Source organism: Methylosinus sp. H3A (genome assembly GCF_015709455.1).
Classification (GTDB): Bacteria; Pseudomonadota; Alphaproteobacteria; order Rhizobiales; family Beijerinckiaceae; genus Methylosinus.
Window position 1 is genome coordinate 3253295 of the sequence record NZ_JADNQW010000005.1, and the last position, 24446, is coordinate 3277740.

Sequence of the window (24446 nt, forward strand, 5' to 3'; positions counted from 1 at the left end):
GACGATGTCGTTCTCAACCGCCCTCGCGCATCACTTCCTGCCGGAAACCATCCTCGTCCTCGGCGTGCTGGCGCTGATCCTCATCGGCGCCTGGCGCGGAACACGAGCCTTCGGCCTCGTCAACGAGCTCGCCGTGGGGCTGATCGGGCTCGCCATTCTGGCGCTGTTCTTCGGCCAGACGTCGGAAGCCTCGCTGTTCGAGGGCGCCTTCGTCGACGACGCCTTCGCGCGCTTCGTGAAGGCGCTGACGCTCGTCGGCTCGCTGGTGACGATATTGATGTCGCGCGACTATCTACAGCGCGCCCGGCTCGGCAATTTCGAATTCCCGGTGCTGGTTCTGCTGTCGACGGTCGGCATGCTGCTGCTCGTCTCGGCCGATAATCTCATCGCGCTCTATCTCGGCCTCGAGCTGATGTCGCTCGCGCTCTATGTCGTCGCCGCTTTCGACCGCGACGACGCGCGCGCCTCCGAGGCGGGCCTCAAATATTTCGTGCTCGGCGCTCTCTCGTCCGGCATGCTGCTCTATGGTGCCTCGCTTCTCTACGGCTTCGCCGGCACGATCTCCTTCGACGGCATCGCCAAATCGATCACCGGCGCGCCGCCGCTCGGCGTGATCTTCGGCCTCGTCTTCGTGCTGGCCGGGCTCGCCTTCAAAATGTCCGCCGCGCCCTTCCATATGTGGACGCCGGACGTCTATGAGGGCGCGCCGACGCCGGTCACCGCCTTCTTCGCCTCGGCGCCGAAGATGGCTGCGGTTGCGATCACCGCGCGCATCGTCTTCACGGCCTTTCCGGGCATTGTCGGACAATGGCAGCAGATCGTGATCTTCCTCGCCATCGCCTCCATGCTGCTCGGCTCCTTCGCGGCGATCGGCCAGTCCAATATCAAGCGCCTGATGGCTTATTCCTCGATCGGCCATATGGGTTTCGCGCTGGTGGGGCTCGCCGCGGGCAATGAGGCGGGCGTGCGCGGCGTCGCCATCTATCTCGCCATCTACCTGGTGATGACTCTCGGCGCCTTCGCCGCGATTCTGCAGATGCGCGTCGACGGCCATCCGGTCGAGAAGATCGCCGATCTCTCGGGACTCTCGCGCAACAATGGCGTGGCGGCCTTTTTCCTCGCCATGCTGATGTTCTCGCTGGCGGGCGTGCCGCCGCTCGCGGGCTTCTTCGCGAAATATTACGTGCTGCTGGCCGCGGTCGAGGCCGGGCTCTTTCCGCTCGCCATCGTCGGCGTGCTGGCGAGCGCGATCTCCGCCTTCTACTATCTGCGCGTCGTCAAGGTGATCTATTTCGACGATCCGGCTCCGGCCTTCGATCATTCGCCTTTGTCGCTTCGCGCGGTGCTCGCGGTCTCGACGTTGTTCCTGCTCGGCTTCTGGCTCTATCCGGCGCCGGTCGTGGAAGCGGCGACGGCGGCGGCGAAATCCCTGTTCTGATGGAAGGCGTGAAGCTAGGTGATCGCGCTCTCGCGCGCGGGGTTCGTCTCGAGATTTACGACGAAATCGACTCGACGAATGACGAAGCCAAGCGTCGTGCGGAGGGAGGCGATGCGGGCCCTTTGTGGATTGTCGCAGCCCGTCAGACCAAAGGCCGTGGCCGCCTAGGCCGCAGCTGGAGTTCGCTCGAGGGTAATCTTCATGCGAGTGTGCTTCTGTCGGGTTTCGGCCCTCCGGCCCTCGCGCCGCAACTCGGCTTCGTCGCCGGCCTCGCGACGATCGCCGCACTGATCGAGTCCACCGGCGCGGTCGATCGACTCGCGCTCAAATGGCCGAACGACGTGCTGTTGGACGGTGAAAAGCTGGCGGGCGTGCTGCTCGAAGGCGTACGGGCGGGCGCGACTTTCGGTTGCGTCATCGGCGTCGGCGTCAATTGTGCCGCCGCGCCGCGCGATCTTCCCGTGCCGGCGAGCGATTTGTCGCGTTTGAGCGGGCCCGGGGCCGGCGCGCTCTTTGCTTTGCTCTCGGACAAGATGGAGGAGACGCTGGCTCTCTGGGCAGGCGGCGCCGGGTTTCCCTTGCTGCGCGAGCGTTGGCTCGGACATGCGGCTGGCTTGGGCGGCGAAATCGAGGCGCGGCTCGCGCGGGAGACGGTTGCTGGAATATTCGAGACGATCGACGCCGACGGACGCCTTATTATTTCTACCCGCAGCGGCCGACGCGCCATCGAAGCGGGAGACATCTTCTTGCCGGCCCTCGCGGCGGCCCGGCCCGAGCCGGAGCGAGGCCGATGAACGAGGTAACGAGCGAATTCGTCTTTGCGCCGCTGGGCGGTCTCGGCGAGATCGGCATGAACGCCGCTCTCTATGGTTTCGGCCCGCCAAAGGCCCGGCAATGGCTGATGGTCGATTGCGGCCTGGCCTTTCCCGGCCCGGAGCTTCCCGGCGTCGATCTGCTGATGCCGGACGTGTCTTTCGTGGAGAAGATCCGCCGCGATCTCGTGGGGCTGGTCATCACCCACGCCCATGAAGATCATATCGGCGCCTTGTCCTTTCTCTGGCCGAAGCTCGGTTGCACCGTCTATGCGACTCGTTTCGCGGCAGGCCTGCTCGAGGCGCGGCGTCTTAGCGAGGCTGGCGCGCCGAATGTGAAGGTCGTCACTGTGGCGACTGGCCAGCGCCTCGACATCGGCCCCTTCGATGTCGAGTTCGTCGCCGTGGCCCATTCGATTCCGGAAGCCAATGCGCTGGCGATTCGCACGCCGCTCGGGCTCGCCATTCACACGGGCGACTGGAAGATCGACCCCGAGCCCGGCGTCGGCCATCGCATCGACGCGGCGCGGTTCCGGGCGCTCGGCGACGAGGGCGTCGACGCGCTGATCTGCGATTCGACCAATATTCTGCGTGAGGGCGACAGTTTCTCCGAGAGCGACGTGGCGCAGACGCTGCGCAAGCTCATCGGCGAGGCAAAGGAGCGCGTTCTGGTGACGACCTTTGCGTCAAATGTCGCGCGCATCCGCGCCGTCGCCGAGGCGGCGCAGGCGGCGGGGCGCAGCGTCGTCATCGCCGGCCGCGCGATGGAGCGCGTCATCCAGGTCTCGCGCGAATGTGGCTTTCTCGACGGCCTGCCGCCCTTTTTGTCTCTCGACATGTTCTCCGCGCTGCCGCGCGACAAAATCGTCGTGCTCGCGACGGGTAGCCAGGGTGAGACGCGCGCGGCCATGGCGCGCGTGGCGGAGAAGGAACATCCGGTCATCAAGCTCGCGACCGGAGACAGGGTGATTTTTTCGTCGCGCGCCATTCCTGGCAACACGCGGGAAGTTCATCGCGTCATCAACAAGCTCTGTGATCTGGGCGTCGAGGTGATCACCGATCATGATCATCTCGTCCACTGCTCCGGCCATCCGCGCCGTGGCGAGGTGGCGCAGCTCTATGATTGGGTGCGGCCGCGCGTGTCGGTGCCCGCGCATGGCGAAGGGCATCATCTCTCCGTACATGCCGCCTTTGCGAAGGCGCGCGGCGTGGAGAGAACGATCGGCGCCCGCAACGGCGATATCGTGCGCCTGTTCCCCGGCGAGCCCGGCGTCGTCGGCAAAGCGCCGACCGGGCGTCTCCTCAAGGATGGCGACGTGCTGATCTCGGAGGACGACGGCGCTGTGCGGGAGCGCGCCAAGCTCAGTTTCTCCGGCGTCGTCTCGCTGGCGCTCGCGATCGACAAGCGCGGCGACCTCATCGGCGATCCGGACGTGCTGATCTCCGGCCTGCCCAAGAAGGGCCGAGACGGCGAGGATATGGGCGAGGTGGTGGACGACGCCATCTTCCGCACCTTCGACAATCTTCCGCGGCAGAAGCGCCGGGATTTCGACGCCGCGGCGACGGCCGTGGAGCGCGCCGTGCGGGCCAGCGTCAACGCCGTCTGGGGCAAGAAACCTCAGGTGCATGTATTGATCATCGAGGCTTGATGGCGCATTTAGGTCTCTGGAGAAATTTCAGGGAAACGTCATGATCGGACGCTTGAATCACGTCGCCATCGCCGTCTCGGACCTCGCGGCGGCGGCGGCGACCTATAAAAACACGCTCGGCGCAAAGGTCACTGAGCCGGAGGCTATTCCCGAGCATGGCGTCACGGTCGTTTTCGTCGAGTTGCCCAACACCAAGATCGAATTGCTGCAGCCGCTCGGCGAAGGATCGCCGATCGCGGGCTTCGTCGCCAAGAATCCGGCCGGCGGGATTCATCACCTCTGCTATGAGGTCGACGACATAGTGACGGCGCGTGACCGGCTGAAGGCGTCCGGCGCGCGCGTGCTGGGCGACGGAGAGCCGAAGATCGGCGCGCACGGCAAGCCGGTGCTCTTCCTGCATCCGAAGGACTTCAATGGGGCGCTGCTGGAACTCGAGCAGGCCTGAGCTGCGCGCCCTTTGCGGAAAGGCGGCGTAAGGCCAAGGAGCGCAGACCGTGCCATTCACGACGCCGCTCGCGATCGCGATCTATCTCACCATCTGGTGGATCGTGCTATTTGCGATTCTGCCTTTTGGGGTTCGCTCATCGGAGGAAGAGGACGACACGCCGACGGGAGTGGATCCCGGCGCGCCCGTGGCGCCGAAGCTCTGGATGAAAGCCGTCGTGACGACGCTCGTTTCTACGGTTTTGTTCGCGCTCTTCGTGCTTTATGTGAAGTGGGCGGGATAGAGGATCGATCTGGCGGGAGGCGGGGTTGACCGCTCCGTCGTCAACGGGTAGGGGTCGAACGCTGGGGTCGCGATGATCCGCGAGGCGACGCCCGCGGTTCGAAGCGGTTTTCGAGCGAGCGCGTAGCTCAGTCGGTAGAGCATCTGACTTTTAATCAGAGGGTCATGGGTTCGAGTCCCATCGCGCTCACCACAATATCAAATGTCCAGACCGAGGACATAGGTGACAGTCTGTTCCTAAGACATGGGTGACAACCTCGGGCCGAACGGGTTGTCGAGGGGTTGCAAAGTCTTCTGCTCCAGATCGATGAAGCCGAGATCGTAGCTCATGAAGCTGACGAGCCAAATGCCGTCGTCGACCTCCTTGATTCCCAAGCGCTGACCGGCGAGCACGGTCGAGATGTTGACGCGCTTTCGATACATGCAGATGCGCCCGCAGGCGGTGACCAGCACATCACGGTCGTGCAAGGGATAGGCGAGCTCGGGCAATTTCCCGTCATAGGGCTTGGCGGAAGGGCGATAGACATCGGCCGGGCGCTTCATGGCTAGCGCCTTATGCGGCCTTTCCTCGTTGAATTCTTTGACGAACTCGTCGAAGCGGGCCTGTTGCTGCAAGCTGTTCGTTCCGGGCGGACGGGTCGCCTCCTTCTTCAAGGTCAGATGCATGCGCTCATGGCGGCCGTTCTGCTAGGGATGGCCGGGCTTGATGCGCTCGATCTCGACGCCGAGCCGCAGCCACCAGACGGAGAGCTCGGAGAGGCCGAAGAGACCATTGGGACTGGCGAAGGGAACGCCATTGTCGGAGCGGATGGCTCGAGGCAAGCCGCGCTCGCGGAACAGCCTGCCGAAGGCGGCGATCGCCGGGTCCTCTCTGGTCGATTCCAGCGCCTCGCAGAGCAGCAGGAAGCGCGAGGCGTGATCGGTGACGGTGAGCGGATAGCAGTAGCGTCCGGAGCCGAGCTTGAACTCGCCCTTGAAGTCCACGCACCACAGATCGTTCGGAGCAAGGCCGGGCGAGAGCTGTGTGCCCTGCGCGCGCGGGCGGCGGCGTCCGAGCGCCTTGACGAGGCCGTGCCGGCACAAGACCGCATGGATCGTGCTGTTGGCGGGGACGCGGAAATCGCCGTCGAGCTTGCGCAGCAGCAGCTCGCGGATCTTGCGCGCGCCCCAATGGGGCTTTTCGCGCTTACAGCGCAGGATGAGGCCTTCGATCTGCTCGGGCAGCTGGTTGGCGTAGCGCACCGGCCGCCGCGAGCGGTCGGAGAGCGCCTCGAGGCCGTGCTCCTTGTAACGATCGAAGATCTTGTAGCCCGTCTTGCGCGAGATGCCGAACTCCCGGCACACATCGCTCATCGCCTCGCCGTCGAGCAGACGCGCGACGAACCGCAGACGTTTTTCCATAACCGAACACTCCTTCCAGGGCATTCGACACCTCCCGCCAGGCTAGCCTGGCGGGAGGTGTCACCCATGTGTCCGGAACAAACTGTCACCCATGTCTCAGGTCGCTCAAAAGACTTAGAGAACTGCCCCGCTGGGGCAAAATTTGCTGGGGCGACGGCGCCGAAAAAATCTCTCGGCCGGGCCCGGTCGAAACGCGACCGGTAAGCCGATAGAACCCACCGAAATCGCCGCAAACCGTTCACGTTTCGGTCCTCACTTTCGGAGCGGCCGACGCAATCGAATGGATTTACGTGATTTTGCGGAAAATTTTTCGGGAATCTCAGTTGACGAATTGCCGCTATCCGCCGGCGATCCAAGCCTGGGTGCGTCGGCATCAGGCTCTGGACAGTCTCGCCTTCACCGAAATGTCCGGCCGTGAGGCGATCGGCCTCGGCGTCCGCGCCTGCGCATAGGGCGGATCAGCAGGAATTCGGCGCCACGTCCTCGCTCGGCCGCAGTTACGTTATAGTATAGTTGTCGGTTGATTTGTTCCCATCCCTGGGGATGGACGAAGTCAGAGTCTGATATTTTGAGCCAGTATCTGGCCGTGGCGATGCTGACCATGCCGAGGAAGTGAACCGCGCCGGGATTGCCGGAGGCCATTTCGTCTGGGTCCCGCCGCCACGGCGGGCTCCTCGAGTTGCGCATAATAGAGCGCTTCGGCTTCGGCCGGGGGGCGATCGGCTCCAGCAGTCTGCGATTGTTGAACCAGTCGACCCATTCGAGCGTGGCGAACTCGACCGCCTCGAAGCTCCGCCACGGCCCGCGTCGCCAAATCAGCTCGGCCTTGTAGAGTCCGTTGATCGTCTCGGCGAGCGCGTTGTCGTAGCTGTCTCCGACGCTGCCGACCGAGGGTTCGACGCCGGCCTCGGCGAGGCGCTCGGTGTATTTTATAGAGACGTATTGAACGCCGCGATCACTATGATGGACGAGGCCGCCGCCGTGAACCGGCCGACGATCATGCAGCGCCTGCTCGAGCGCGTCGAGCACGAAGCCCGCATGCGCCGTGCGCGAGGCGCGCCAGCCGACGATCCGCCGAGTGAAGGCGTCGATCACGAAAGCCACATAGACGAAGCCTTGCCAAGTCGAGACATAAGTGAAATCGGACAGCCACAGCGCATTCGGCTGCTCCGCCCGAAATTGCCGGTTCACCTTGTCGAGCGGGCACGGAGTTCTGCGGTCGCTCACCGTCGTTTTGGCAGCCTATTGATGCTGAAGGCGCAAGCCGCGCATACCTATGGAACCAACAGCGGCGTGACGGCCTACGACCGGCATACCAAGGGCTTGTTGCAGGTCGGATTCGCCTTCTGAGGAAGGGCGCGTCAGGTGATACGTCGAACGAAGGAAAGATCAGCGCCTAAAAAGAAGAAATGGAATGCAACGTGGCGTATCTTCTCAGCGAACGTGCCGAACGGTTCGATCGGAGCTTCCTCGCCGATATTATCCTCGCGGCGCTGCCAGACTCGGTCACGAAGCTGGGTATCCAAAAGGAAAATAATGATCATGATCTTCAGGCTATTTGAACAAAAAATATCGGCGCGGATTGCTTTCTAGACGGGCGTCGAGCGTTTTGTCATGTAGGTCGACTCGCTCACATTGCAAATGTGTAATTCATAATTATTTGATCAATTCTTGACAATACGCACAAACTTATTCGCTATGGAACCTGTTGATAATGCTGCCCCAAATTTGTCGGGTTTGCACCATTTTTTTGCACTACGTAGGCCGTGTTTCGATATAAACAATTTACATAACACTTTCGGGTGAGCCACTCGCACTCTCGAGAATAGGCCGGGAGAGGGCCGCCGCGATGGCCCCGTGGAGCGCTTCGGAACAACATCCGGGCCTTTGGGAAAAAGAGGTTTTATGGCGATGAACGGAAATCGGATCGAGAAGCAGAAAACGGCGATCCGCCCGGCGCAGCCACATCCAGGCGTGCTCGAGCGATCTGCTCCCGAACCGCTCGCTCTGAGGGGAGGCCTCTCCGCCATGACGGCGATAGCCGCGGTGCTGGCGTTGCCGAGCTATTCGCTCGCCAATCCGACCGGAGGCGTCGTCGTCGATGGCGCGGCGACGATCTCCTCCGCCGGCAGCGTGATGAACGTCGCTCAGTCCACCAATCGCGCCATCATCAATTGGCAGGGCTTCTCCATCGGCGCCGGAGAGACGGTCAATTTCCTCCAGCCGACGGCCTTGTCGGTCACTCTCAATCGAGTCGTCGGCAATGAGCAGAGCGTCATCTCCGGCGCGCTCAACGCCAATGGCCGCGTGTTCCTCGTCAATTCCGCGGGCATTCTCTTCGGCAAGGATGCGCAGGTGAATGTCGGCGGCCTCGTCGCTTCGACGCTCGACATCTCCAACTCCAATTTCATGGCCGGGAACTATGTGTTTTCTGGCTCCTCGACCGCCTCGGTCGTCAATCAGGGAGCCATCAAGGCGAGCGAAGGCGGCTATGTCGCATTGCTCGGCAAGACCGTGTCGAACGAAGGGGCGATCAAAGCGAAGCTCGGCACGGTCGCTCTGGCCTCGGGCGAGCAGATGACGCTCAATTTCGAGGGCGATTCGCTCCTCGATGTCACGATCGACAAGGGGACTTACGAGGCTCTCGTCGAGAATAAAGGACTGATCGAGGCCAATGCCGGCCAGGTCGTGCTGACCGCGAAAGCGGCAGACGATCTGCTCTCGGCGCAGGTCAACAACAGCGGGATCATCATGGCGCGCACGCTCGCCGATCTGACAGGCGGCTCGTCGTCCAGCAGCGGGACCGTGAAGGTCGGAAAGATCAAGCTGCTGGCGTCGGGCGGAACGGTCAATCTTTCCGGAAAGCTCGACGCCTCGGCGCGCAAGGGCGGCGACGGCGGAACGATCGAGACGTCCGGCAATAAGGTGACGGTGGCCGACAGTGCGGTCGTGACGACGGCGTCGACGAGCGGGGCGACGGGAAGCTGGATCATCGATCCCGACGGATTCACGATCGGCGTCGGCGGCGACATCACCGGGGCTGCGCTGACGAGCCAGCTCGCTTCGAACAATGTCACAATATTGTCGACGAGCGGCAAGGGCGCGGACGGGAATATCTATGTCAATGATGCGGTGAGCTGGTCGGGCAACAAACTGACGCTGACCGCGACGAACAATGTCTTCATCGACGCTGTGATGACGGCGACGGGGACCGCCTCTTTCGTGGCGAATTACGGCTCCGGCTTCAATGCGGACGGCTCGCCAAAGGGTCTCTTCACTTTGATGGGAACGGCGTCTGGAACCTACACCTACGCCGGCAAGATCAATTTCAGCGGCGCAGGGACGGTGACGCTGAACGGCGAGACGTACACCGTCATCGGCAATGCCGCGGGCTTCGCCGCGGTGAAGAACAATCTGAGCGGGCGATATGTGCTCGGCGCGGACATCAACTTCGGCGCCACGCTCGGCGAGACGAGCGTCTTCAGCGGAATTTTCAACGGCTTCGGCCATGTGTTCAATTCACCTACGCTCGCCGCGACCGGCCTGTTCGGAACGGTCGGCGCCGGCGCGACGATCAGCAGCCTCGGCATCTCCGGTGGATCGGTCTCGGGCGTCGCGACAGCGAAATCAGCAGTCGGCGCGCTCGCAAATGTCAATCGAGGGACGATCGTCGACAGTTTCGCCGCCATGAACGTCGCCAACACGAATATCGCCATCGTCGGCGGCCTCGTCGGCGATAATTTCGGATTGATCTCGAAGTCCTATTCCGCCGGCAATGTCTTCACGACGGGGATCGGGGGAGGCCTCGTCGGCGTCAATGAAGTGAGCGGCAAGATCCTCGACAGCTTCACACGCCTCAATTCGGCGAACACCGGCCTCGTTTTCTCTCAGGCGACAGCCACGCCGACTTACGCCGGCGGCTTCGTCGGCGTGAATGCGGGCGAGATCGATCGATCCTACACGATCCTCACCTTGCGACTGAACGATGCGACCTCCATCGCCGGCGGCTTCGTCGGCAAGAACACTGGCGTCATCGATCAGTCCTATGTGTCGGCGCCGCCTGTCTCCACCCTCTATGAGCTAGGGCCTCGTGTCGGCGGATTCGTCGGCGAAAACGCCGGTAAGATCACCAATTCCTATACCAATGCGCTCAACACCACCAATACGTCGGCTCTCTGGAGCGCGGGCTTCGCCTATAAGAATTCCGGCGCGATCAGCAACGCCTATGCGACGGAATATTCGGCGAACAGCGGCTCGACGCCGCTTTATGGATTCGTGTTCGACAATACCGGCGGCACGATAACCAACGCCTATTGGTCGGCGAGCAGCGCGACGGGCGCTACCATTCCGACCGACAGCTCCAGCGCCAAGAGCCTCACTGCCGCACAGGCGTCGACCTTCGCGAGCTACGCCGGATTCGATTCGACGATCTGGGCCGCATCGACCTCCGGCTTCCCGATTTTGGCGCAGATCCCGATCTATGTGACGACGAGCGCTGCTCCCGCCTATGGCTCCGCGACCTCTTCGGCCGCGAGCCTGTCGCTCTCCGTGCTCGGCTTGCAAGGCGGCGGCGGAACGCTCTCGGCGATCGACAGCGCGGCCTCGACGACCAATAATCCCTTCATCGTGGTGACGACGAACGGCTATGTCGACGCCGGCGCCTGGAATGCGTCGAGCCTATTGTCTTCCGTCTATAAGAACGTCAAAGGCGTCGTGACGGTCAATCCGAAGACGCTGACGATCGCCGGCGCGGTGGCCGATAAAGTGTATGACGGCACGACAGCTGCGACCTTGGTGAGCGGCGTCGCCAATGGCGGCCTCGTCGGCCTCGTCGGCAATCAGACGCTGAACATCAATTACACTTCCGCCGCCTTTGCAGATAAAAACGCAGGGAACGGAAAGACGGTCAACATCGGCTATACGGTGGCCGATGGCGCCAATGGCGGTAAGGCGAGCAATTATTCCATCGCCAAGACGACGGCGGCGACGATCGGACAAAAGCCCATCACCGCGACAGTCGCCGGACAGAACAAGATCTACGACGGCACGACCGCCGATACGATCACATGGTCGCTGCCCGGCATGGTCTCGGGCGACAATCTCGTTCTTTCTTATGCGACGCCCCAATTCTCCGACAAGAACACCGGAACAGGAAAAGCGGTCAGCGTCACGGGGCTCACGCTGACGGGAGCGGATGCGGGCAATTATCTGCTGCAGAGCACGGCGGCGCAGACGACGGCCAATATCGCGCCGCTGCCCTTGACGATCTATGGAACGCGATCCCCCGATGGCTCTATAGATATCAAAGGCGGCAATCTGACGGCGATGAATCTCGTCGCCGGCGACGCCGCCAGTCTCGGCGGCTTGGCGAAGCTCTCCGGCGCCGTGGCAGGCGTGCAGACGATCACCGATTTCAGTGGGCTCAGCGTCAGCAATCCGAATTACACCGTCGTCGGCGCTGTGGGCTCGGTGGTGCTGGGCTCGCAGAGCCTGGCGCTCGACCATGTCGTCAGCGGCTCCGTGTCGATCGCCACATCCGGCGCGACGACGACGGTCACGCAGACGACCGACCGCGCGATCATCGACTGGTTCCGCTTCTCGATCGCTGCGGGCGAGACGGTGAATTTCGTCCAGCCTTCAGCGAGCTCGGTCGTGCTCAATCGCGTCACGGGCAATGAGCAGAGCATTATCTCCGGCGCGCTGAATTCCAATGGCCGCGTGTTCATCTTGAATTCGGCGGGCGTGCTTTTGACGGCGGGCTCGAGCGTCAATGTCGGCGCGCTGGTCGCGAGCACGCTCAATGTCAGCGACGCCAATTTCAATGCCGGCAATTATCTCTTCGTCGCATCCGGGGGGACCGGCTCGGTTGTCGCTGCGGGCGACATCGTCATCGTCGACGGCGGCTTCCTCGCGCTCGCCAGCAATAACGCCGTCGAGCAATCGGGCAATGTAACGGCGCGCGGCGGCAAGGCCCTGGTCGTCTCTGGAAACACGCTGAATCTGACGTTGAGCTCCGCCAATTCGGGATTGAGCAGCTATATCGTCGGCAATCTCGGCGGGACGGCGAAAGTCGGCGGCAATATCAATCTCGCGGCGACGAGCGGCAATGGCGGCCTGCTAGAGACGGCGGGCAAGGCGATCTTCGTCGCCAATAATCTATCGCTGAACGCGGGAACGAATGGAACATGGTCCTGGACGCAGCCGAGCGTCACCATCGGCTCGGGCGGCGTCACGGCGCAATTCGTCGCGGGAGCTCTCGCTGCGCGCAATTTCAACCTGAATGCGATCAACGGCGACATCAACGTCAATGATGTGGTGAGCTGGTCGGCGAGTACGACGCTCGGGCTCAACGCGAGCAATAACATCAACATCAACGCGTCGCTCACAGCGAGCGGCGCGAGCGCCGGCCTAGCGATGAATTACGGCGGCGACTACAATATTCTTTCGCCGGCGACCTATAGCGGGATCACTTTCGACTCCAATGGCTATCCGATCCCGCTTCTGGCTCCCGCGGGCACGCAATACGCAAGCGTGACGCTGAGTGGCGCCAACGCCGGCTTGAAGATCAACGGAGCCAGCTATACTCTCATCCAGAGTGTGGCGCAGCTCGATGCGCTCGACGGTCATGATGCGACTGTCCTGTCCGGGACCACGGCGACGAGCGCTTCTGGCAATTTCGCTCTGGGGCAGAATATCGACGCCTCGGGGAAGATTTATACGGATGCGTTGATCGAAAAGTTTTCAGGAACTTTTGCCGGACTCGGCCATACCGTCGGCAATCTGACCATCAGCTCCACGGCGTTGGTGAACAACAATCCCGTTCCCAATCTCGCTCTGATCGGCCAGACGTCCGCCGGCAGCCTGATTCGTGATATCGGCGTCGTCAACGCCAATATCAGCTCTTCGGCCACTGTCGTCTTTTCATCCGGCGCCCAGACAGTTTACGGCAACTTCCTCGGCGCGCTCGTCGGCTCGAATTTGGCCAATATCAGCAAAGCCTACAGCACCGGAACCGTCATCGGCGCCAATTCCGGCGGCCTGATCGGCTATAACGGCATCTTCCCGCAACCCGGCGTATTCAACACCATCTCAGACAGCTTCTCGACCGTGAACGTGATTGGTGGAACGACCGGAGGACTGATCGGTCGAAGCGAATATCTCAACATCTATCGTTCCCACGCCAGCGGAACCGTCGACTCTTCGCTCGGAGGAAACAGCGGAGGATTGATCGGCTACGCAAGCAATACGAATGTTTACGATTCTTACGCAACCGGCAATGTCCTCGGCGGCACGATCGGCGTTGGTCTCGGAGGCCTCATCGGAAATGTGCCGAGCGGCTCCGCTCCGATCCTCATCAGGAACTCCTTCGCCACCGGCAATGTGACGGGTTTCTACGATCTCGGAGGATTGGTCGGCACTGTCTCGTCGTCGATTTCCAACTTCACCGTGGACAATAGCTACGCCACGGGCAATGTGACCAGCTATCAGAACACAGATGTCAGCCAGAACCCCGGCATAGGCGGCCTGATCGGCGCGGCCAGCAGCTTTGGCTCGAACATCGTGACGATCACGAATTCTCACGCCACGGGCAATGTGACCTATACGGGGGCCTTTGGCACGGGCGCTGGCGGCCTCGTCGGCTATACGCAGGGTAACGGACTCATCGCCAACTCTTACGCCACCGGCAATGTCACAGGCGTCTCCGGCACGGGCGGCCTTATTGGCACAGGCGGCTCGACCAACATCACCAGTTCCTATGCGACCGGCAATGTGACTGGCGGCAACAACGCCGGCGGCCTCGCGGGCTCCAGCAGCGCTACCATCACCAATTCCTACGCTACGGGCAATGTCGTCGCCAATGTGCAAGCCGGCGGCCTCGTGGGAACCAACGCCGGCGGGACGATCACCGGCTCACACGCGACCGGATCGGTGACCGCTCTCGGCACGACGACCAACGCCACGCTGGCTTCCGCCGGCGGGTTGGTCGGAACCAATTTCGGACTAATCTCCAATTCCTACGCCACCGGCGCCGTGACGGGCCAGAGCGGCTACGCGGGCGGGATCGCCGGCGTCAATTTCAACAATAGCGGCAATCCCAACAACACGACGACCGGCGTCATCAACAACAGCTATTACAACTCCGAGGTCAATCCCGGCTTACCGGCGACCAATTTTCCGTCAGGCCTCGCAAATCAGCTCGTCGCCGGCAAGGTGACGGGCGGCGGTGGCCTGACCAGCGCGCAGATCAAGGACGCGCCGTTCTATATCAATGGCACGATCAACCAGGTGTTGGCGGCGCGCGCGGCCGACGCCGCTGCAGCCGCCGCCGCGCGGCTCGCGCAGACACGGCAAACGGCGACCGGCGCGGCCAATGTGATCTCCGATCGAGCGGCTACTCGCACCGCGGACGTTTCGAAGGCGTCTCTCGCCGCTGCGGGTCGAGCGGCGATCGCCGCCGCTTCCGCAGCCGATATCGACGATAATATTCAGGGAGGCGAGCCCACGCAGACGCCTCTGCCCGCCGCTCACGCGAAGGCGCATCACGCCGCCGCGACAAACTCCGCCGGCGCGGTTCACAAGGTTCATGCCGCCTCGCCGGGCGCGCGATATCGCGCGCACATCCGCAGCATCGAAGTCGACGGCCAGCATTTCGATCTCGACAAGGGCGGCAGAAACAACGTTCCCGCGCCGAAGGCCCAATAAGCGCCTTCCTGGCTCAGAAAGGTCGCCGCTCGTCGAAGGCTCGGCGCCTAAAAAAGAAGAAATGGAGTGCAGCGTGGCGTATCTTCTCAGCGAGCATGCCGAACGGTTCGATCGGAGCTTCCTCGCCGCGGGCGAGCAAAAGCTCGCCGACATTATCCTCGCGGCGCTGCCAGACTCGGTCACGCCTCTGCGCTTGACCAAGATCGGCGTCATCGGCGCCATTGTCGCTGCGGCGGCGCTCGTCGGCTGCCGCTGGTCGCCTACATGGCTGCCGGTCTTCGTCGCCGGAATATTCCTCAATTGGCTCGGCATGGCGCTCGACGGGCCGCTCGCACGGCGTCGTAACGTGACATGTCGTCAGCTCGAGCTCATCGGCCAGACCAACGACCTGATAACGCAAGTCCTGCTCATCGTCATGTTCGGCGCGTCGCCGTTTCTATCGTTTCAGTCCACCTTGGTCATTCTCACCTGCTATCTGCTCTTCTCGGCCTATAATTATGTTCGCACGATCGCGCTTCACGCGCGGCCGATGAGCTATATCGGTCTCGGCCCGACCGAGTTCCGCATTCTCATGGCCACATGGCCTTTCGTCGCGCGCGCCGGGGGAATCGACGCGACCGCGCATGACGCCGCGGCTCGGCTGGATACGGCGTTTCTGATCCTCGCCGCGATCGGAGTTGCGGGACTCGCCGTCAAGGCTTTCTCGGACGCCCGGCAGATCGCAGCGGAGGAATAACTTCCGAGAAACGACGGTTCGATCGCCAGAGCGGAAACGGAGAGAGCGCCAGGCGCGAAATGCGGCCGAAGGACATGTTGGGAAAGGCCGCGAGCTTCCGCGAGGCTTGTGGCGGCCCAAATCCGCAGAGGAGGCTTATGAGACCGCGCATTGAGGCCGGTCACGAAAAAAATCGACAGCTCGTCGGCCGTCTGGGTCCATTGCCGCGAGCTCGTCTTCGACCGAGGTCACCAGATCGCGCGCTATCGTCGATCACGGAAACTTCAGTCGGCGCATGCTGCATCCGCCGCGATCAGCCACCGCCCTTCCGTCTCGTTGCGACAATGCGATGCGCGCTCCGTTTTTGTAGCCAACGCATTACGCCGGTGAAGAAGAGCAGCGGCCATGTCAGGCCGAGAAGAAATACTGCGATACGACCAGTCCATCCGAGTACATAGCCCGAATGCAGTGGCCACTGCCATGCTATGAATCCGTCGCCATTGCCTGCCAGAGGATCGTTGTCGATTACGGAGGAGGTGTGGCGCCGGCGGATCGAGACATGGTGTTCGAGCCATTCTGGCGCAAGGAAGAAATATCGCCGGGATCCGGGCTCGGTTTGTCGATCGTGAAGGAATTGGTTCTGCTGTCGGGAGGCCGAATCTCGATTATGGATACGCCTGGAGGCGGAGCGACGTTCAGGGTCATATTCGCCGCCGAGTAGACCGAGGTCATGATCGGCCCATGCAACGGGTCGATTTGCGCCGAAGTTCAGCGAGAGCATGGGGCCCGAGCCGAGGAGGCCGCTTTTTGCTCGCGGAAAGTCCGAGCGCCTTCCATCGGCGGTTCATCTTTTTTATAGGCGATCGCAACGAAACGTTGAAAGACGACGGCATAGATTGAGGCCTCGCAAGCGAACGACATTTGTCTTGCCGCCGCCGCCAGGAACCCTGTGAAATGAGCAATTCGCGAATCCTCATCGTCGACCAGACTGGGCAACTCGGAGGCGGTGAGCTTTCGTTGCTCGATTTTGCTCGTCATCGCCGAAAGGACTGCGACGTTTTGCTGTTCAGCGACGGACCGTTCAGAGAGCGGCTTGAGCAGGCCGGCGTGTCTGTGGCGGTCGAGCAGGGGGCGAACGATGTTTTGGCGATATCCCGGGAGCAGGGCCTCTGGAGTTCATTGCGAGTCGTCCCAAACCTCGCCAATCTCGTCTGGGCCGTCGCCATGAAGTCGCGACGGTCGAATTTGCTCTACGCCAACTCCCAAAAAGCTCTGGTCGTCTGCGCGCTCGCATCTGTGATCGGCAGGCGTCCGCTGATTTGGCATTTGCACGATATATTGACGGCGAGCCATTTCAGCGCAGCGATGCGCGCGATCGCCATTCGGTTGGCCAATTGGCGAGCCAGTTGCGTTATCGCCAATTCGCAGGCGACGGCCGACGCCTTCGCCGCCGCCGGCGGACGGCGCCGCGCAGTGGTGATTCACAATGGAATCGACCCCGCTCCTTTCTCGAATGTCGATGCGGAGGCGGCCGGGACGGAATTGCGGCGCCAAATCGGTTGCGGGGATAGCCCGCTCGTCGGCGTGTTCAGCCGTCTGGCCTTTTGGAAAGGACAGCATATCGCCATCGAAGCGGCGCGTTCGACGCCCGATGTGCATGTCGTGCTGGTTGGCGGCCCTTTGTTCGACGAGCAAGCCTATGAAGACAAGCTCCGTCGCGAAGCCGATAATGCCGAGGTTCGGGGTCGCATTCATTTTTTGGGGTTTCGGAATGATATACCGGCGCTGATGAGCGCGGTGGACATCGTAATACATACCTCGATCGCGCCCGAGCCCTTCGGCAGGGTTATCGTCGAAGGCATGTTGGCGCAGAAGCCGGTGATTGCGACCGCCGCCGGCGGGGCGCTCGAGATCATCGAGGACGGCGTGAGCGGTTTGCTCGTCCAACCGGGCGACGCCGGCGCGCTAGCTGCGGCGATGCGCGCTATCCTGGCGTCGCCGAATGAGCGTGCGGATTTGGCGTGTCGCGGCTATGAGAGCGCCTTGCGCAAATTCTCGCTCGAAGCGTGCCTCGCCGCAACCGACGAGGTGGTGGACGTCACCGCGGGGAAGTCGGCTCGGCGAAGATTTTCATAGGCTGGCGGCGGCAGGCTCGCGAGCGCGCGGATTCGCAGGGAGAACTTTCTGCACGAAAACGGCGAGCGTCTTCGGCCAGCCACAGATCAGCGTCCCTTATTCGTGGCCCGTGGGCGCGCCGCCGCTCGGGATTTCACGGGTCGGCCGGCGCTGCTCGGATCGACAGCCGATCGAGGCCGCGCAGGGGCTTTTGGCGCAGGGGCTTTCGGGGCGGCTCTGGCCTTCGTCTCCAGCACATTCTCGACGCCCCAGCGGAACAGTAGCGCGAGAACCGGCTCCAGTGAGCGGCCGCGCTCGGTGAGGCTGTATTCGACGCGCGGCGGCACTTCCGGATAGATGCGGCGCGAGATCATGTGATCGCGCTCGAGATCGCGCAATTGCTGCGTGAGCGTGCGCTGCGTGATCGTCTTCAGCAGCCGCTGCAATTGGCTGAAGCGCTTGGTCCCGTCGGCGAGGCGGAATAGGATCGACGGCTTCCATTTGCCGCCGATGATGTCCATCGCGGCCTCGATCGGGCACTCGTCATATTCCTCGTGTCGCTGCTTGCGCATGAGACGGTATCCATTTCTGCCGTATCGACATGATTTGTCGGTATATGCGACATTTCTGCGTACTTCACCAATGAAAAGCATGTCGCTAAGCTTCGCGCCGTCTTTGACAAAAGTGGAGCGCGACAAGCTATGACCAACGCCCTTTCTCCCGAGCTCTATTGGACCGTGCTGACCGCCGGCCTCGCCTCGGTCCTGTGGATTCCCTATATTTTGCAGCGCATTTTGCAGTTGGGGCCGATCGAGGCCTTCCGCGATCCTCTGCATGACGTCGCCACCAAAGCGCCCTGGGCGCAGCGCGCCAAGAGCGCCCATACGAATATGATCGAAAATCTCCTCGTCTTCGCCGTGCTCGCGCTGACGATTCAGATCGTCGGCGGCGGGACCGCGGCGACGGCGTCCGCGGCGCTCCTGTTCTTCGCCTCGCGCGCGGCGCATTATGCCGTCTACACGCTGGGCCTGCCGTGGGTTCGCACGCCGATGTTCCTCATCGGCTTCGGCTGTCAGATCACTCTGCTGCTCGCCATTCTCGCGCATTCGTGACGTCTACGTGCTCTTTGTATCTTGGTGCTGAATTTCACCACGAAGATACGAAGGGCGCGAAATCAATCCGATCCTCGCTCCACCGACAGCATCTTCAAAATGCGTTTGGCCAGCGAGTCCCGCACGGCGCGATAGGAGTCCAATATCGTCTCGCGTGAGCCGCTCGTCGCAGTGGCGTCGAGCGTCGGCCAATAGACGACGTCGACAGCCATGGCGCGTGTGAATTCGAGCGCCTTGTGATGCGACTCCGGCGACAAAGTCACGATGAGATCGAAGTTGGAATCTTCCAAATCCTCGAAGCTGTGCGGCTTGTGGCGGGAGATATCGACCCCGATCTCGTCCATCGCCGCTATGGCGAAAGGATCGGGCTCGCCGCGCTTGAGACCGGCGGAGGCGAAATAGATTTCGCGGCCGAAATAATGACGCCCCAGCGCTTCCGCCATGGGCGAGCGGACGGCGTTCTGCGTGCAGGCGAACAGCACGGCGTGTGGCCGCGATACGAGTCCGCCTTCCTCCGGCATGGGCTCAGCCCTTCCAGTGCAGAGCCGTGACCAGCGTGAAGAGGCGGCGCGCGGTGTCCGAGTCGCAGTCGATCTTGCCCTTCAGCCGTTCGGCGAGGAGGGCCGCGCCTTCATTGTGCAGCCCGCGCCGGCCCATGTCGATCGCCTCGATCCGGCTCGGCGTCGCGGTGCGGATCGCGGCGTAATAGGTCTCGCAAACCAGAAAATAGTCTTTCAGCAGCCGCTTGAAGGGCGTCAGCGACAGAATATGCGTGACGACTGTCGCGCCTGCTTCGTCGCGCACGTCGAAGACGAGCTTGGCGTCATGCAGGGCGATGACGAGGGCGTAGGGCCCGCCGTCATGGCCCTCCAGTGCGAAACTATTGTCCTCGAGCAGATCGTAGATGGCGATGGCGCGCTCATGCTCCTGATCGGCCGTGCCACGCCCGATCGATTGCTCGTCGAGCGTGACGGAGATCAGTCGCTTGGTCGCGCTTTCCGCCACCTCACGCCCCGCGCTGGTCGAGGCGCATGGCCACGGAGCGCGCATGCGCCTGCAGCCGTTCGGCGTCGCCGAGCGTCACGGCGGCGGGGCCGATTTGGCGCAGCGAGGCGGGGTCGCATTTGAGGATCGACGTGCGCTTGACGAAGTCCAGCACGCTCAGCCCAGAGGAGAAGCGCGCCGAGCGCGCCGTCGGCAGAACGTGGTTGGAGCCGCCGACATAATCGCCGATCGCCTCGGGCGTATAGGCGCCGATGAAGATGGCGCCGGCGTTGCGCACCTTCGCCGCCAATTCTTCGGCGTCTTCCGAGACGATCTCCAAATGCTCGGCGGCGATGCGGTCGGCGAGCGGAATGGAGTCGGCGAGGCTCCTGGTCACGATGATCGCGCCATAATCGCGCCAGCTCTTGGAGGCGATCTCGACGCGCGAGAGCGTCGCCAGCTGACGCTCGACGGCGGCGGCGGCCGCGTCGGCGAAGGCCGGATCGTCGGTGATGAGGATCGACTGCGCCGATTCGTCATGCTCCGCCTGGGCGAGCAGATCGATCGCCACCCAATCGGGATTGGCTGTCTTGTCGGCGAGCACGAGAATTTCCGAGGGGCCGGCGATCATGTCTATGCCGACGAGGCCGAAGACGCGGCGCTTGGCGGCGGCCACCCAGGCGTTGCCCGGCCCGACGATCTTGGCCACGGGGCGAATGGTCTTGGTGCCATGGGCCAGCGCCGCGACGGCCTGCGCGCCGCCGACGCGATAGACCTCGTCGACGCCTGCGCGCTTGGCGGCGGCCAGCACCAGCGGGTCGATCACCCCATGCGGGGCGGGGACCACCATCACCAGCCGGTCGACGCCGGCCACCTTGGCCGGCACGGCGTTCATCAGCACGGAGGAGGGGTAGGAGGCGGTGCCGCCCGGCACATAGAGGCCGACCGATTCGAGCGCGCTCCAGCGCCAGCCGAGCTCGACGCCGGCCTCGTCCTTATAGCGGAGGTCTTCCGGCCGCTGGCGTTCGTGGAAGGCTCTTATGCGGGCGTGGGCGAGATCGAGGGCGGCCAGCGTCTCCTTCGGCACTTTGGATTCGGCGGCGTCGATCTCGGCTTTCGTCAAAGCGATGCCGGTCTGCGCGAGGTCGATATGGTCGAAGCGCTTGGAATAATCGATCAGCGCCTCGTCGCCGCGGGCCGCCACATCCTCGATAATGCCGCGGACGGTGTCGTCGACGTCCTGGGCGGCCTCGCGTTTCGTCGCCAGCAGCGCCGAGAAGCGCTCCTCGAAATCCGCCGCCGACGCATCCAATCGCCAAGTCATGTTCTTCTCCAACCGGTATTTCCGGTTGTCATGACCTTGCCTCGCCGTCTTCGTCAAGCTCATGTGACGGACAGGCCTTCGCCGCCCAGCGCGGACCGAGGTCTTGGAGGCGGGCCTCGACGCACTCCACATCCAGGGAAATCGCCGCTCCGCCGGCGAAAATCAGCGTCACCACGCCCCCCGGCGGCTCGGCGGCGGGCTCGAAAGTGACGGCGAGAAGCTCCAAAATCGCATCAGGCCTGTCGCGGGCGATTTTGAGCTGGCGGACCCGCCGCACCCCGTCGAAATGGACGCCCGAGTGGCAACGCTCGCGTCTGCCCTGCTCGGCGGCGGCCCAATCATAGCGGCAGCCGACGAAGGCGAAACGGCTCTGCTCGGGCAGAAAGGCGATATCACCGACCCGCACCAGAGCGTCCTGGAGCAGAGCGGAGAGGCAAGAGAGATCCTCGGCGTCCATTGCCTGGAGCCTCAGACCATCGGACTGTGGCGACGACGAGCGCTTGAACATGGAGCGGGCCTCCTGTTCGAGCATATGGCGAGCGCCTTTTCGCTGTGCAACCGCGCCGCTGAGGCGATGGCGCACGCCGAGTGAAAATTTGCCGCGTGGTTTCAAAAGAGTGAGCCCTGGTCGCCGCCGCCCTTGTCTTTCCCGCGCTTCGGCCGTGCGGCAGGGGCCGGAGCGGGTGACGCGCCGCCGGATTCCGCCTGCGCGGCGATATGGCCGTCGGAAAATTGCACATCCAGCCTTTGGCCCGGCGTGACATCGGCCGCCTGCCGCAGCAGCGCGCCGGTCTCGTCGCGCACCAGAGCGAAGCCGCGCGCCAGCACCTGCTCATAGCCGAGCGTCTTGCGCAGCTGATCGAGCCTATCGAGCCGCGCCTGCCGCTCATCGAGAATGCGGATGTAGGCCGAGCGCAGGCGCTGCTCGGCATTGTCGAGCCGCCTCTGCGCGCTCTCCGCCTCGCGGAGGGCCAGAGAGCGCCGCGCGACGAGGCCCTGGCGCAGCCTCGCCTGCAGGCCCTTCAGCCGCTCGGAGGCGCGCGCCAGCTCCGCCTGCGGCGAATGGCGGGCGAGCACCTGGGAGACGCGGGAGAGCGTGAGCCGCCTGCCATCCAGCGCGCGTCGCAAATTGCCGCGCAGCCGCTCGCCGGCGCGATCGGCGCGTTGGGCGGGCACCAGCAGCAATTGCGCGCCCGCGGGCAGCACGCGCTGCAACGAGGCGAGCTGCCGCCGATTGGCGTCCAAAAGCCGCCGTTCCGCCCCCGCGAGGCGCCGGGCGAGCGTCGCCGTATGCTCCACCAGCTCGGCGCGCACGGGCACGCATTTTTCTGCGGCGCCTGTGGGAGTGGGCGCGCGCAGATCGGCGGCGAAATCGATGAGCGTGGTGTCGGTCTCATGGCCGATGGCCGAGACCAGCGGAATGGCGCTCGCCGCCGCCGCGCGCACCACGATCTCCTCATTGAAGCCGAACAAATCCTCGAGCGAGCCGCCGCCGCGCGCGACGATCAGCACATCCGGCCGAGGAATAGGCCCGCCCGCGGGCAGGGCGTTGAAGCCGTCGATGGCGGCGGCCACTTCCGTGGCGCAGGTCTCCCCCTGCACGCGAACCGGCCATACCAGCACGCGGCGCGGGAAACGATCGAGCAGCCGATGCAATATGTCGCGAATCACGGCGCCGGTCGGCGAGGTGACGACGCCCACGACGAGGGGCAGAAAGGGCAGGGGCTTTTTGCGCTCGGCGTCGAAGAGCCCCTCGGCGGCGAGGCGCTTGCGCCGCTCGTCGAGCAAAGCCATCAGCGCGCCGGCGCCGGCCGGCTCCAGCGTCTCGATGACGATCTGATAGGAGGATTTGCCCGGAAAGGTGCTGATCTTGCCGGTGGCGACGACTTCCAGCCCCTCCTGCGGCTTCACGCGCAGGCGCAGGAAGGTCATCTTCCAGATCACGGCGTCGAGACGGGCGTTCTGGTCCTTGAGGCTGAAATAGACATGGCCGGAGGAATGCGGCCCGCGATAATTGGTGATCTCGCCGCGCACCCGCACATGGCCGAAGCGATCCTCCACCGTGCGTTTGAGCGCATTGGCGAGCTCGGAGACGGAGAGCTCCGGCACATTGGGCCCGGCGACGATCGGCGGGGCGGGATCGTCGCCCTCGGGGGCGGGGGATTTGGCGGGACGCTTGGCCATACGGGAGATATGGCCGATTTTGCGGCTTCCCGCGAGGGGGGCTGGCCGGCGGCGGCCGAACCGTCACCGGAATTTTTCGGCGATCGCCAGCTCCACGGCTATCGTCTCGCGAGAGCTTCGACTCTGGAAAGGTGGCTCATCCCTTCATGAGATCGGCATATATGTTTCCGAGCACGGGATCGCGATCGTCGAGCGGTCGGTGATCTGCTTCGGCATAGGGTGAAACGCTCGTGTTTTTCTTCGTGAACACGACCTCCTTATAGCCGACCGTTTTCGCGACCTCGGCGAGAGATGCGTGCGAGAAGATGGAGAGATGCCCCCATTGCCTCTCGCCGGTATAGACGCCTTCCAATCCGCGCGAAAAATCGGACCTCGTTTTCATTGTCCAGATTATGTCGGGCGTATTCACTCGGTGCCAGCACCCGGGCTTCAGTACACGGAGAGCTTCGGCGAGAAAGCGGAATTGATCCGTCTGGTCGAGATGCTCGATGAAGTCTTCATGAAAGATATAATCGACGGAATTCTCCGCTATGTCCCAATGCATGTCAACGCAGGGGAAAAGGAAGTAGTCCTCGAAATGGCCGAAGGAGAAGTTGGCGTTGGCAAGCACCCGGTCGACGTTCAAGAAACCGCGGCGCGGGAATTCGCCGGCTCCCACATAGAGTTTGACCGGCTTGCCTTGCGCTGTGAGCTGCTCCACGCGCGATCTGAATCGCGTCATCTCCTCGGCGGCCGATCCGTGCGTTTTGATGCGGTCGACGCGATCTGGATGCACGAGCGTGAATGATTCCCAGGCGCGGGGAAGTAATCGATCGGTCGTGACGGAAAAACTTTCTCCGTCTGCGCATAAATAATATTCGCCTATTCTAAAATAAAACACTCCATTATTATCGATAATATTATAACCAGATAGAGGTCCGCTCCGAATCTGTCCGGCAGAAATATCGGTGTCGTCTATCGATATTAGTGTATCTTGATCGCTGCTTTTGTCTATTTTTATTTGATGTATGTGCATTGGTCCGCCGACCGCCAAAAATGTTCTATGTGTGCTTAGAATATACATGATTTACATTCCGACTCTGAGAATGGAAGGAGATGGCGATTCGTCATCGAAAGTTCGCTTCCTATTGATTGGCCCGGAAGCGGATTCGTCTCCTGCTGGGCGTTGGGAGATGACGCCAGCGTAACGGAGCGCAGGAGTTAGTATCGCCTATGTGAAGGTCGGGCGTATATTGTGGCGCCGACTTAAGGCCGTAGAAAACAAAAGGCGCGCAGCTCTCGC

At 62.8% G+C, this 24446-nt stretch carries 20 protein-coding genes, 1 tRNA gene and 3 pseudogenes; 12 read left to right on the forward strand and 12 right to left on the reverse strand.

The features are described from left to right. Positions 1 to 4: 4 nt before the first annotated feature. The 6 genes from nuoN to IY145_RS17980 all read left to right on the forward strand — a co-directional run bounded on the left by nuoN (position 5) and on the right by IY145_RS17980 (position 4819). Entirely contained in the window at positions 5 to 1438 is a 1434-nt protein-coding gene (gene nuoN, locus IY145_RS17955) for an NADH-quinone oxidoreductase subunit NuoN (RefSeq protein ID WP_196409457.1), read from the forward strand. Beyond that, positions 1438 to 2232, forward strand: coding sequence for a biotin--[acetyl-CoA-carboxylase] ligase (locus IY145_RS17960; RefSeq protein ID WP_196409458.1), 795 nt, complete (start codon positions 1438 to 1440; stop codon positions 2230 to 2232). The genes nuoN and IY145_RS17960 overlap by 1 nt, the downstream gene beginning before the upstream one ends. Beyond that, complete coding sequence (locus IY145_RS17965; RefSeq protein ID WP_196409459.1) at positions 2229 to 3899, forward strand: ribonuclease J; 1671 nt, start codon at positions 2229 to 2231, stop codon at positions 3897 to 3899. Before IY145_RS17960 ends, IY145_RS17965 begins: the two co-directional genes overlap by 4 nt. A gap of 40 nt (positions 3900 to 3939) precedes the next feature. Continuing rightward, positions 3940 to 4344, forward strand: a complete 405-nt coding sequence (mce, locus tag IY145_RS17970; protein WP_196409460.1) for a methylmalonyl-CoA epimerase — start codon at positions 3940 to 3942, stop codon at positions 4342 to 4344. A 49-nt stretch (positions 4345 to 4393) separates the two neighbouring features. After that, positions 4394 to 4627 carry a DUF1467 family protein gene (locus tag IY145_RS17975; RefSeq protein ID WP_196409461.1) on the forward strand — a complete coding sequence of 78 codons (234 nt, stop codon included), beginning with the start codon at positions 4394 to 4396 and terminating at the stop codon, positions 4625 to 4627. Between the two features lie 116 nt (positions 4628 to 4743). Further along, positions 4744 to 4819, forward strand: a tRNA-Lys gene (locus tag IY145_RS17980). Between the two features lie 44 nt (positions 4820 to 4863). Here the strand turns inward: IY145_RS17980 and IY145_RS17985 are convergent. Then, a pseudogene (locus IY145_RS17985) lies at positions 4864 to 6051 on the reverse strand (integrase core domain-containing protein). Between the two features lie 299 nt (positions 6052 to 6350). On the opposite strand from IY145_RS17985, the gene IY145_RS26195 reads away from it, so the two are divergent. Then, positions 6351 to 6479 carry a hypothetical protein gene (locus tag IY145_RS26195; RefSeq protein WP_281433674.1) on the forward strand — a complete coding sequence of 43 codons (129 nt, stop codon included), beginning with the start codon at positions 6351 to 6353 and terminating at the stop codon, positions 6477 to 6479. A gap of 101 nt (positions 6480 to 6580) precedes the next feature. Here IY145_RS26195 and IY145_RS17990 read toward each other — a convergent pair. Both IY145_RS17990 and IY145_RS17995 read right to left on the reverse strand, forming a co-directional pair. Continuing rightward, positions 6581 to 7263, reverse strand: a pseudogene (locus IY145_RS17990) (IS3 family transposase); the annotation flags it as partial. Between the two features lie 125 nt (positions 7264 to 7388). After that, complete coding sequence (locus IY145_RS17995) at positions 7389 to 7571, reverse strand: hypothetical protein (RefSeq protein WP_196409462.1); 183 nt, start codon at positions 7569 to 7571, stop codon at positions 7389 to 7391. Between the two features lie 367 nt (positions 7572 to 7938). Between IY145_RS17995 and IY145_RS18000 the strand changes: the two genes are divergently transcribed. Both IY145_RS18000 and IY145_RS18005 read left to right on the forward strand, forming a co-directional pair. Then, the gene (locus tag IY145_RS18000) at positions 7939 to 14730 is read left to right on the forward strand and encodes a filamentous hemagglutinin N-terminal domain-containing protein (RefSeq protein WP_196409463.1); all 6792 of its coding nucleotides are present in this window, start codon (positions 7939 to 7941) and stop codon (positions 14728 to 14730) included. 73 nt (positions 14731 to 14803) lie between these two features. After that, a complete protein-coding gene (locus IY145_RS18005; protein ID WP_196409464.1) occupies positions 14804 to 15466 on the forward strand; it encodes a CDP-alcohol phosphatidyltransferase family protein in 663 nt (220 codons plus the stop codon). A gap of 292 nt (positions 15467 to 15758) precedes the next feature. Here IY145_RS18005 and IY145_RS25340 read toward each other — a convergent pair. Beyond that, positions 15759 to 16037, reverse strand: a pseudogene (locus IY145_RS25340) (PepSY domain-containing protein); the annotation flags it as partial. Here IY145_RS25340 and IY145_RS25840 point away from each other — a divergent pair. Beyond that, positions 16005 to 16166 carry an ATP-binding protein gene (locus IY145_RS25840; RefSeq protein ID WP_246722373.1) on the forward strand — a complete coding sequence of 54 codons (162 nt, stop codon included), beginning with the start codon at positions 16005 to 16007 and terminating at the stop codon, positions 16164 to 16166. The pseudogene IY145_RS25340 and the gene IY145_RS25840 sit on opposite strands and share 33 nt — an antisense overlap. Before the next feature lie 47 nt (positions 16167 to 16213). Here the strand turns inward: IY145_RS25840 and IY145_RS18015 are convergent, their stop codons facing one another. Next, positions 16214 to 16483 (reverse strand): hypothetical protein, encoded by a 270-nt coding sequence (locus IY145_RS18015; RefSeq protein WP_196410698.1) that lies wholly within the window; start codon positions 16481 to 16483, stop codon positions 16214 to 16216. On the opposite strand from IY145_RS18015, the gene IY145_RS18020 reads away from it, so the two are divergent. Next, positions 16400 to 17581 (forward strand): glycosyltransferase, encoded by a 1182-nt coding sequence (locus IY145_RS18020; RefSeq protein WP_196409466.1) that lies wholly within the window; start codon positions 16400 to 16402, stop codon positions 17579 to 17581. The two genes, IY145_RS18015 and IY145_RS18020, sit on opposite strands and share 84 nt — an antisense overlap. Before the next feature lie 86 nt (positions 17582 to 17667). On the opposite strand, the gene IY145_RS18025 is transcribed toward IY145_RS18020, so the two are convergent. After that, positions 17668 to 18132, reverse strand: coding sequence for a helix-turn-helix domain-containing protein (locus tag IY145_RS18025; protein ID WP_312030607.1), 465 nt, complete (start codon positions 18130 to 18132; stop codon positions 17668 to 17670). 129 nt (positions 18133 to 18261) lie between these two features. Here IY145_RS18025 and IY145_RS18030 point away from each other — a divergent pair, with 129 nt between their 5' ends. After that, the gene (locus IY145_RS18030; protein ID WP_196409467.1) at positions 18262 to 18672 is read left to right on the forward strand and encodes an MAPEG family protein; all 411 of its coding nucleotides are present in this window, start codon (positions 18262 to 18264) and stop codon (positions 18670 to 18672) included. Positions 18673 to 18734: 62 nt separating this feature from the next. On the opposite strand, the gene IY145_RS18035 is transcribed toward IY145_RS18030, so the two are convergent. From IY145_RS18035 to IY145_RS18060, 6 genes are all read right to left on the reverse strand, one after another. Then, a complete protein-coding gene (locus IY145_RS18035; protein ID WP_196409468.1) occupies positions 18735 to 19193 on the reverse strand; it encodes a low molecular weight phosphatase family protein in 459 nt (152 codons plus the stop codon). Between the two features lie 4 nt (positions 19194 to 19197). Continuing rightward, positions 19198 to 19722 (reverse strand): UPF0262 family protein, encoded by a 525-nt coding sequence (locus IY145_RS18040; RefSeq protein ID WP_210332690.1) that lies wholly within the window; start codon positions 19720 to 19722, stop codon positions 19198 to 19200. Then, the gene (gene hisD / locus IY145_RS18045) at positions 19679 to 20980 is read right to left on the reverse strand and encodes a histidinol dehydrogenase (RefSeq protein ID WP_196409470.1); all 1302 of its coding nucleotides are present in this window, start codon (positions 20978 to 20980) and stop codon (positions 19679 to 19681) included. Before hisD ends, IY145_RS18040 begins: the two co-directional genes overlap by 44 nt. Positions 20981 to 21008: 28 nt before the next feature. Further along, on the reverse strand, positions 21009 to 21488 hold the full coding sequence (locus IY145_RS18050; protein ID WP_196409471.1) for a DUF2948 family protein: 480 nt from the start codon (positions 21486 to 21488) through the stop codon (positions 21009 to 21011). 101 nt (positions 21489 to 21589) lie between these two features. After that, positions 21590 to 23164 (reverse strand): exodeoxyribonuclease VII large subunit, encoded by a 1575-nt coding sequence (gene xseA / locus IY145_RS18055; RefSeq protein ID WP_196409472.1) that lies wholly within the window; start codon positions 23162 to 23164, stop codon positions 21590 to 21592. A 136-nt stretch (positions 23165 to 23300) separates the two neighbouring features. Then, the gene (locus IY145_RS18060; protein ID WP_196409473.1) at positions 23301 to 24179 is read right to left on the reverse strand and encodes a class I SAM-dependent methyltransferase; all 879 of its coding nucleotides are present in this window, start codon (positions 24177 to 24179) and stop codon (positions 23301 to 23303) included. Positions 24180 to 24446 lie beyond the last annotated feature (267 nt).

Bases quoted from the DNA above. Each gene is read 5' to 3' on its own strand.
- nuoN (WP_196409457.1), top strand. From the start codon at position 5: ATGTCGTTCTCAACCGCCCTCGCGCATCACTTCCTGCCGGAAACCATC.
- IY145_RS17960 (WP_196409458.1), top strand. From the start codon at position 1,438: ATGGAAGGCGTGAAGCTAGGTGATCGCGCTCTCGCGCGCGGGGTTCGT.
- IY145_RS17965 (WP_196409459.1), top strand. From the start codon at position 2,229: ATGAACGAGGTAACGAGCGAATTCGTCTTTGCGCCGCTGGGCGGTCTC.
- mce (WP_196409460.1), top strand. From the start codon at position 3,940: ATGATCGGACGCTTGAATCACGTCGCCATCGCCGTCTCGGACCTCGCG.
- IY145_RS17995 (WP_196409462.1), bottom strand. From the start codon at position 7,571: ATGATCATTATTTTCCTTTTGGATACCCAGCTTCGTGACCGAGTCTGG.
- IY145_RS18000 (WP_196409463.1), top strand. From the start codon at position 7,939: ATGAACGGAAATCGGATCGAGAAGCAGAAAACGGCGATCCGCCCGGCG.
- IY145_RS25840 (WP_246722373.1), top strand. From the start codon at position 16,005: ATGGTGTTCGAGCCATTCTGGCGCAAGGAAGAAATATCGCCGGGATCC.
- IY145_RS18020 (WP_196409466.1), top strand. From the start codon at position 16,400: ATGAGCAATTCGCGAATCCTCATCGTCGACCAGACTGGGCAACTCGGA.
- IY145_RS18015 (WP_196410698.1), bottom strand. From the start codon at position 16,483: ATGACGAGCAAAATCGAGCAACGAAAGCTCACCGCCTCCGAGTTGCCC.
- IY145_RS18025 (WP_312030607.1), bottom strand. From the start codon at position 18,132: ATGCGCAAGCAGCGACACGAGGAATATGACGAGTGCCCGATCGAGGCC.
- IY145_RS18030 (WP_196409467.1), top strand. From the start codon at position 18,262: ATGACCAACGCCCTTTCTCCCGAGCTCTATTGGACCGTGCTGACCGCC.
- IY145_RS18035 (WP_196409468.1), bottom strand. From the start codon at position 19,193: ATGCCGGAGGAAGGCGGACTCGTATCGCGGCCACACGCCGTGCTGTTC.
- IY145_RS18040 (WP_210332690.1), bottom strand. From the start codon at position 19,722: ATGCGCGCTCCGTGGCCATGCGCCTCGACCAGCGCGGGGCGTGAGGTG.
- hisD (WP_196409470.1), bottom strand. From the start codon at position 20,980: ATGACTTGGCGATTGGATGCGTCGGCGGCGGATTTCGAGGAGCGCTTC.
- IY145_RS18050 (WP_196409471.1), bottom strand. From the start codon at position 21,488: ATGTTCAAGCGCTCGTCGTCGCCACAGTCCGATGGTCTGAGGCTCCAG.
- xseA (WP_196409472.1), bottom strand. From the start codon at position 23,164: ATGGCCAAGCGTCCCGCCAAATCCCCCGCCCCCGAGGGCGACGATCCC.
- IY145_RS18060 (WP_196409473.1), bottom strand. From the start codon at position 24,179: ATGCACATACATCAAATAAAAATAGACAAAAGCAGCGATCAAGATACA.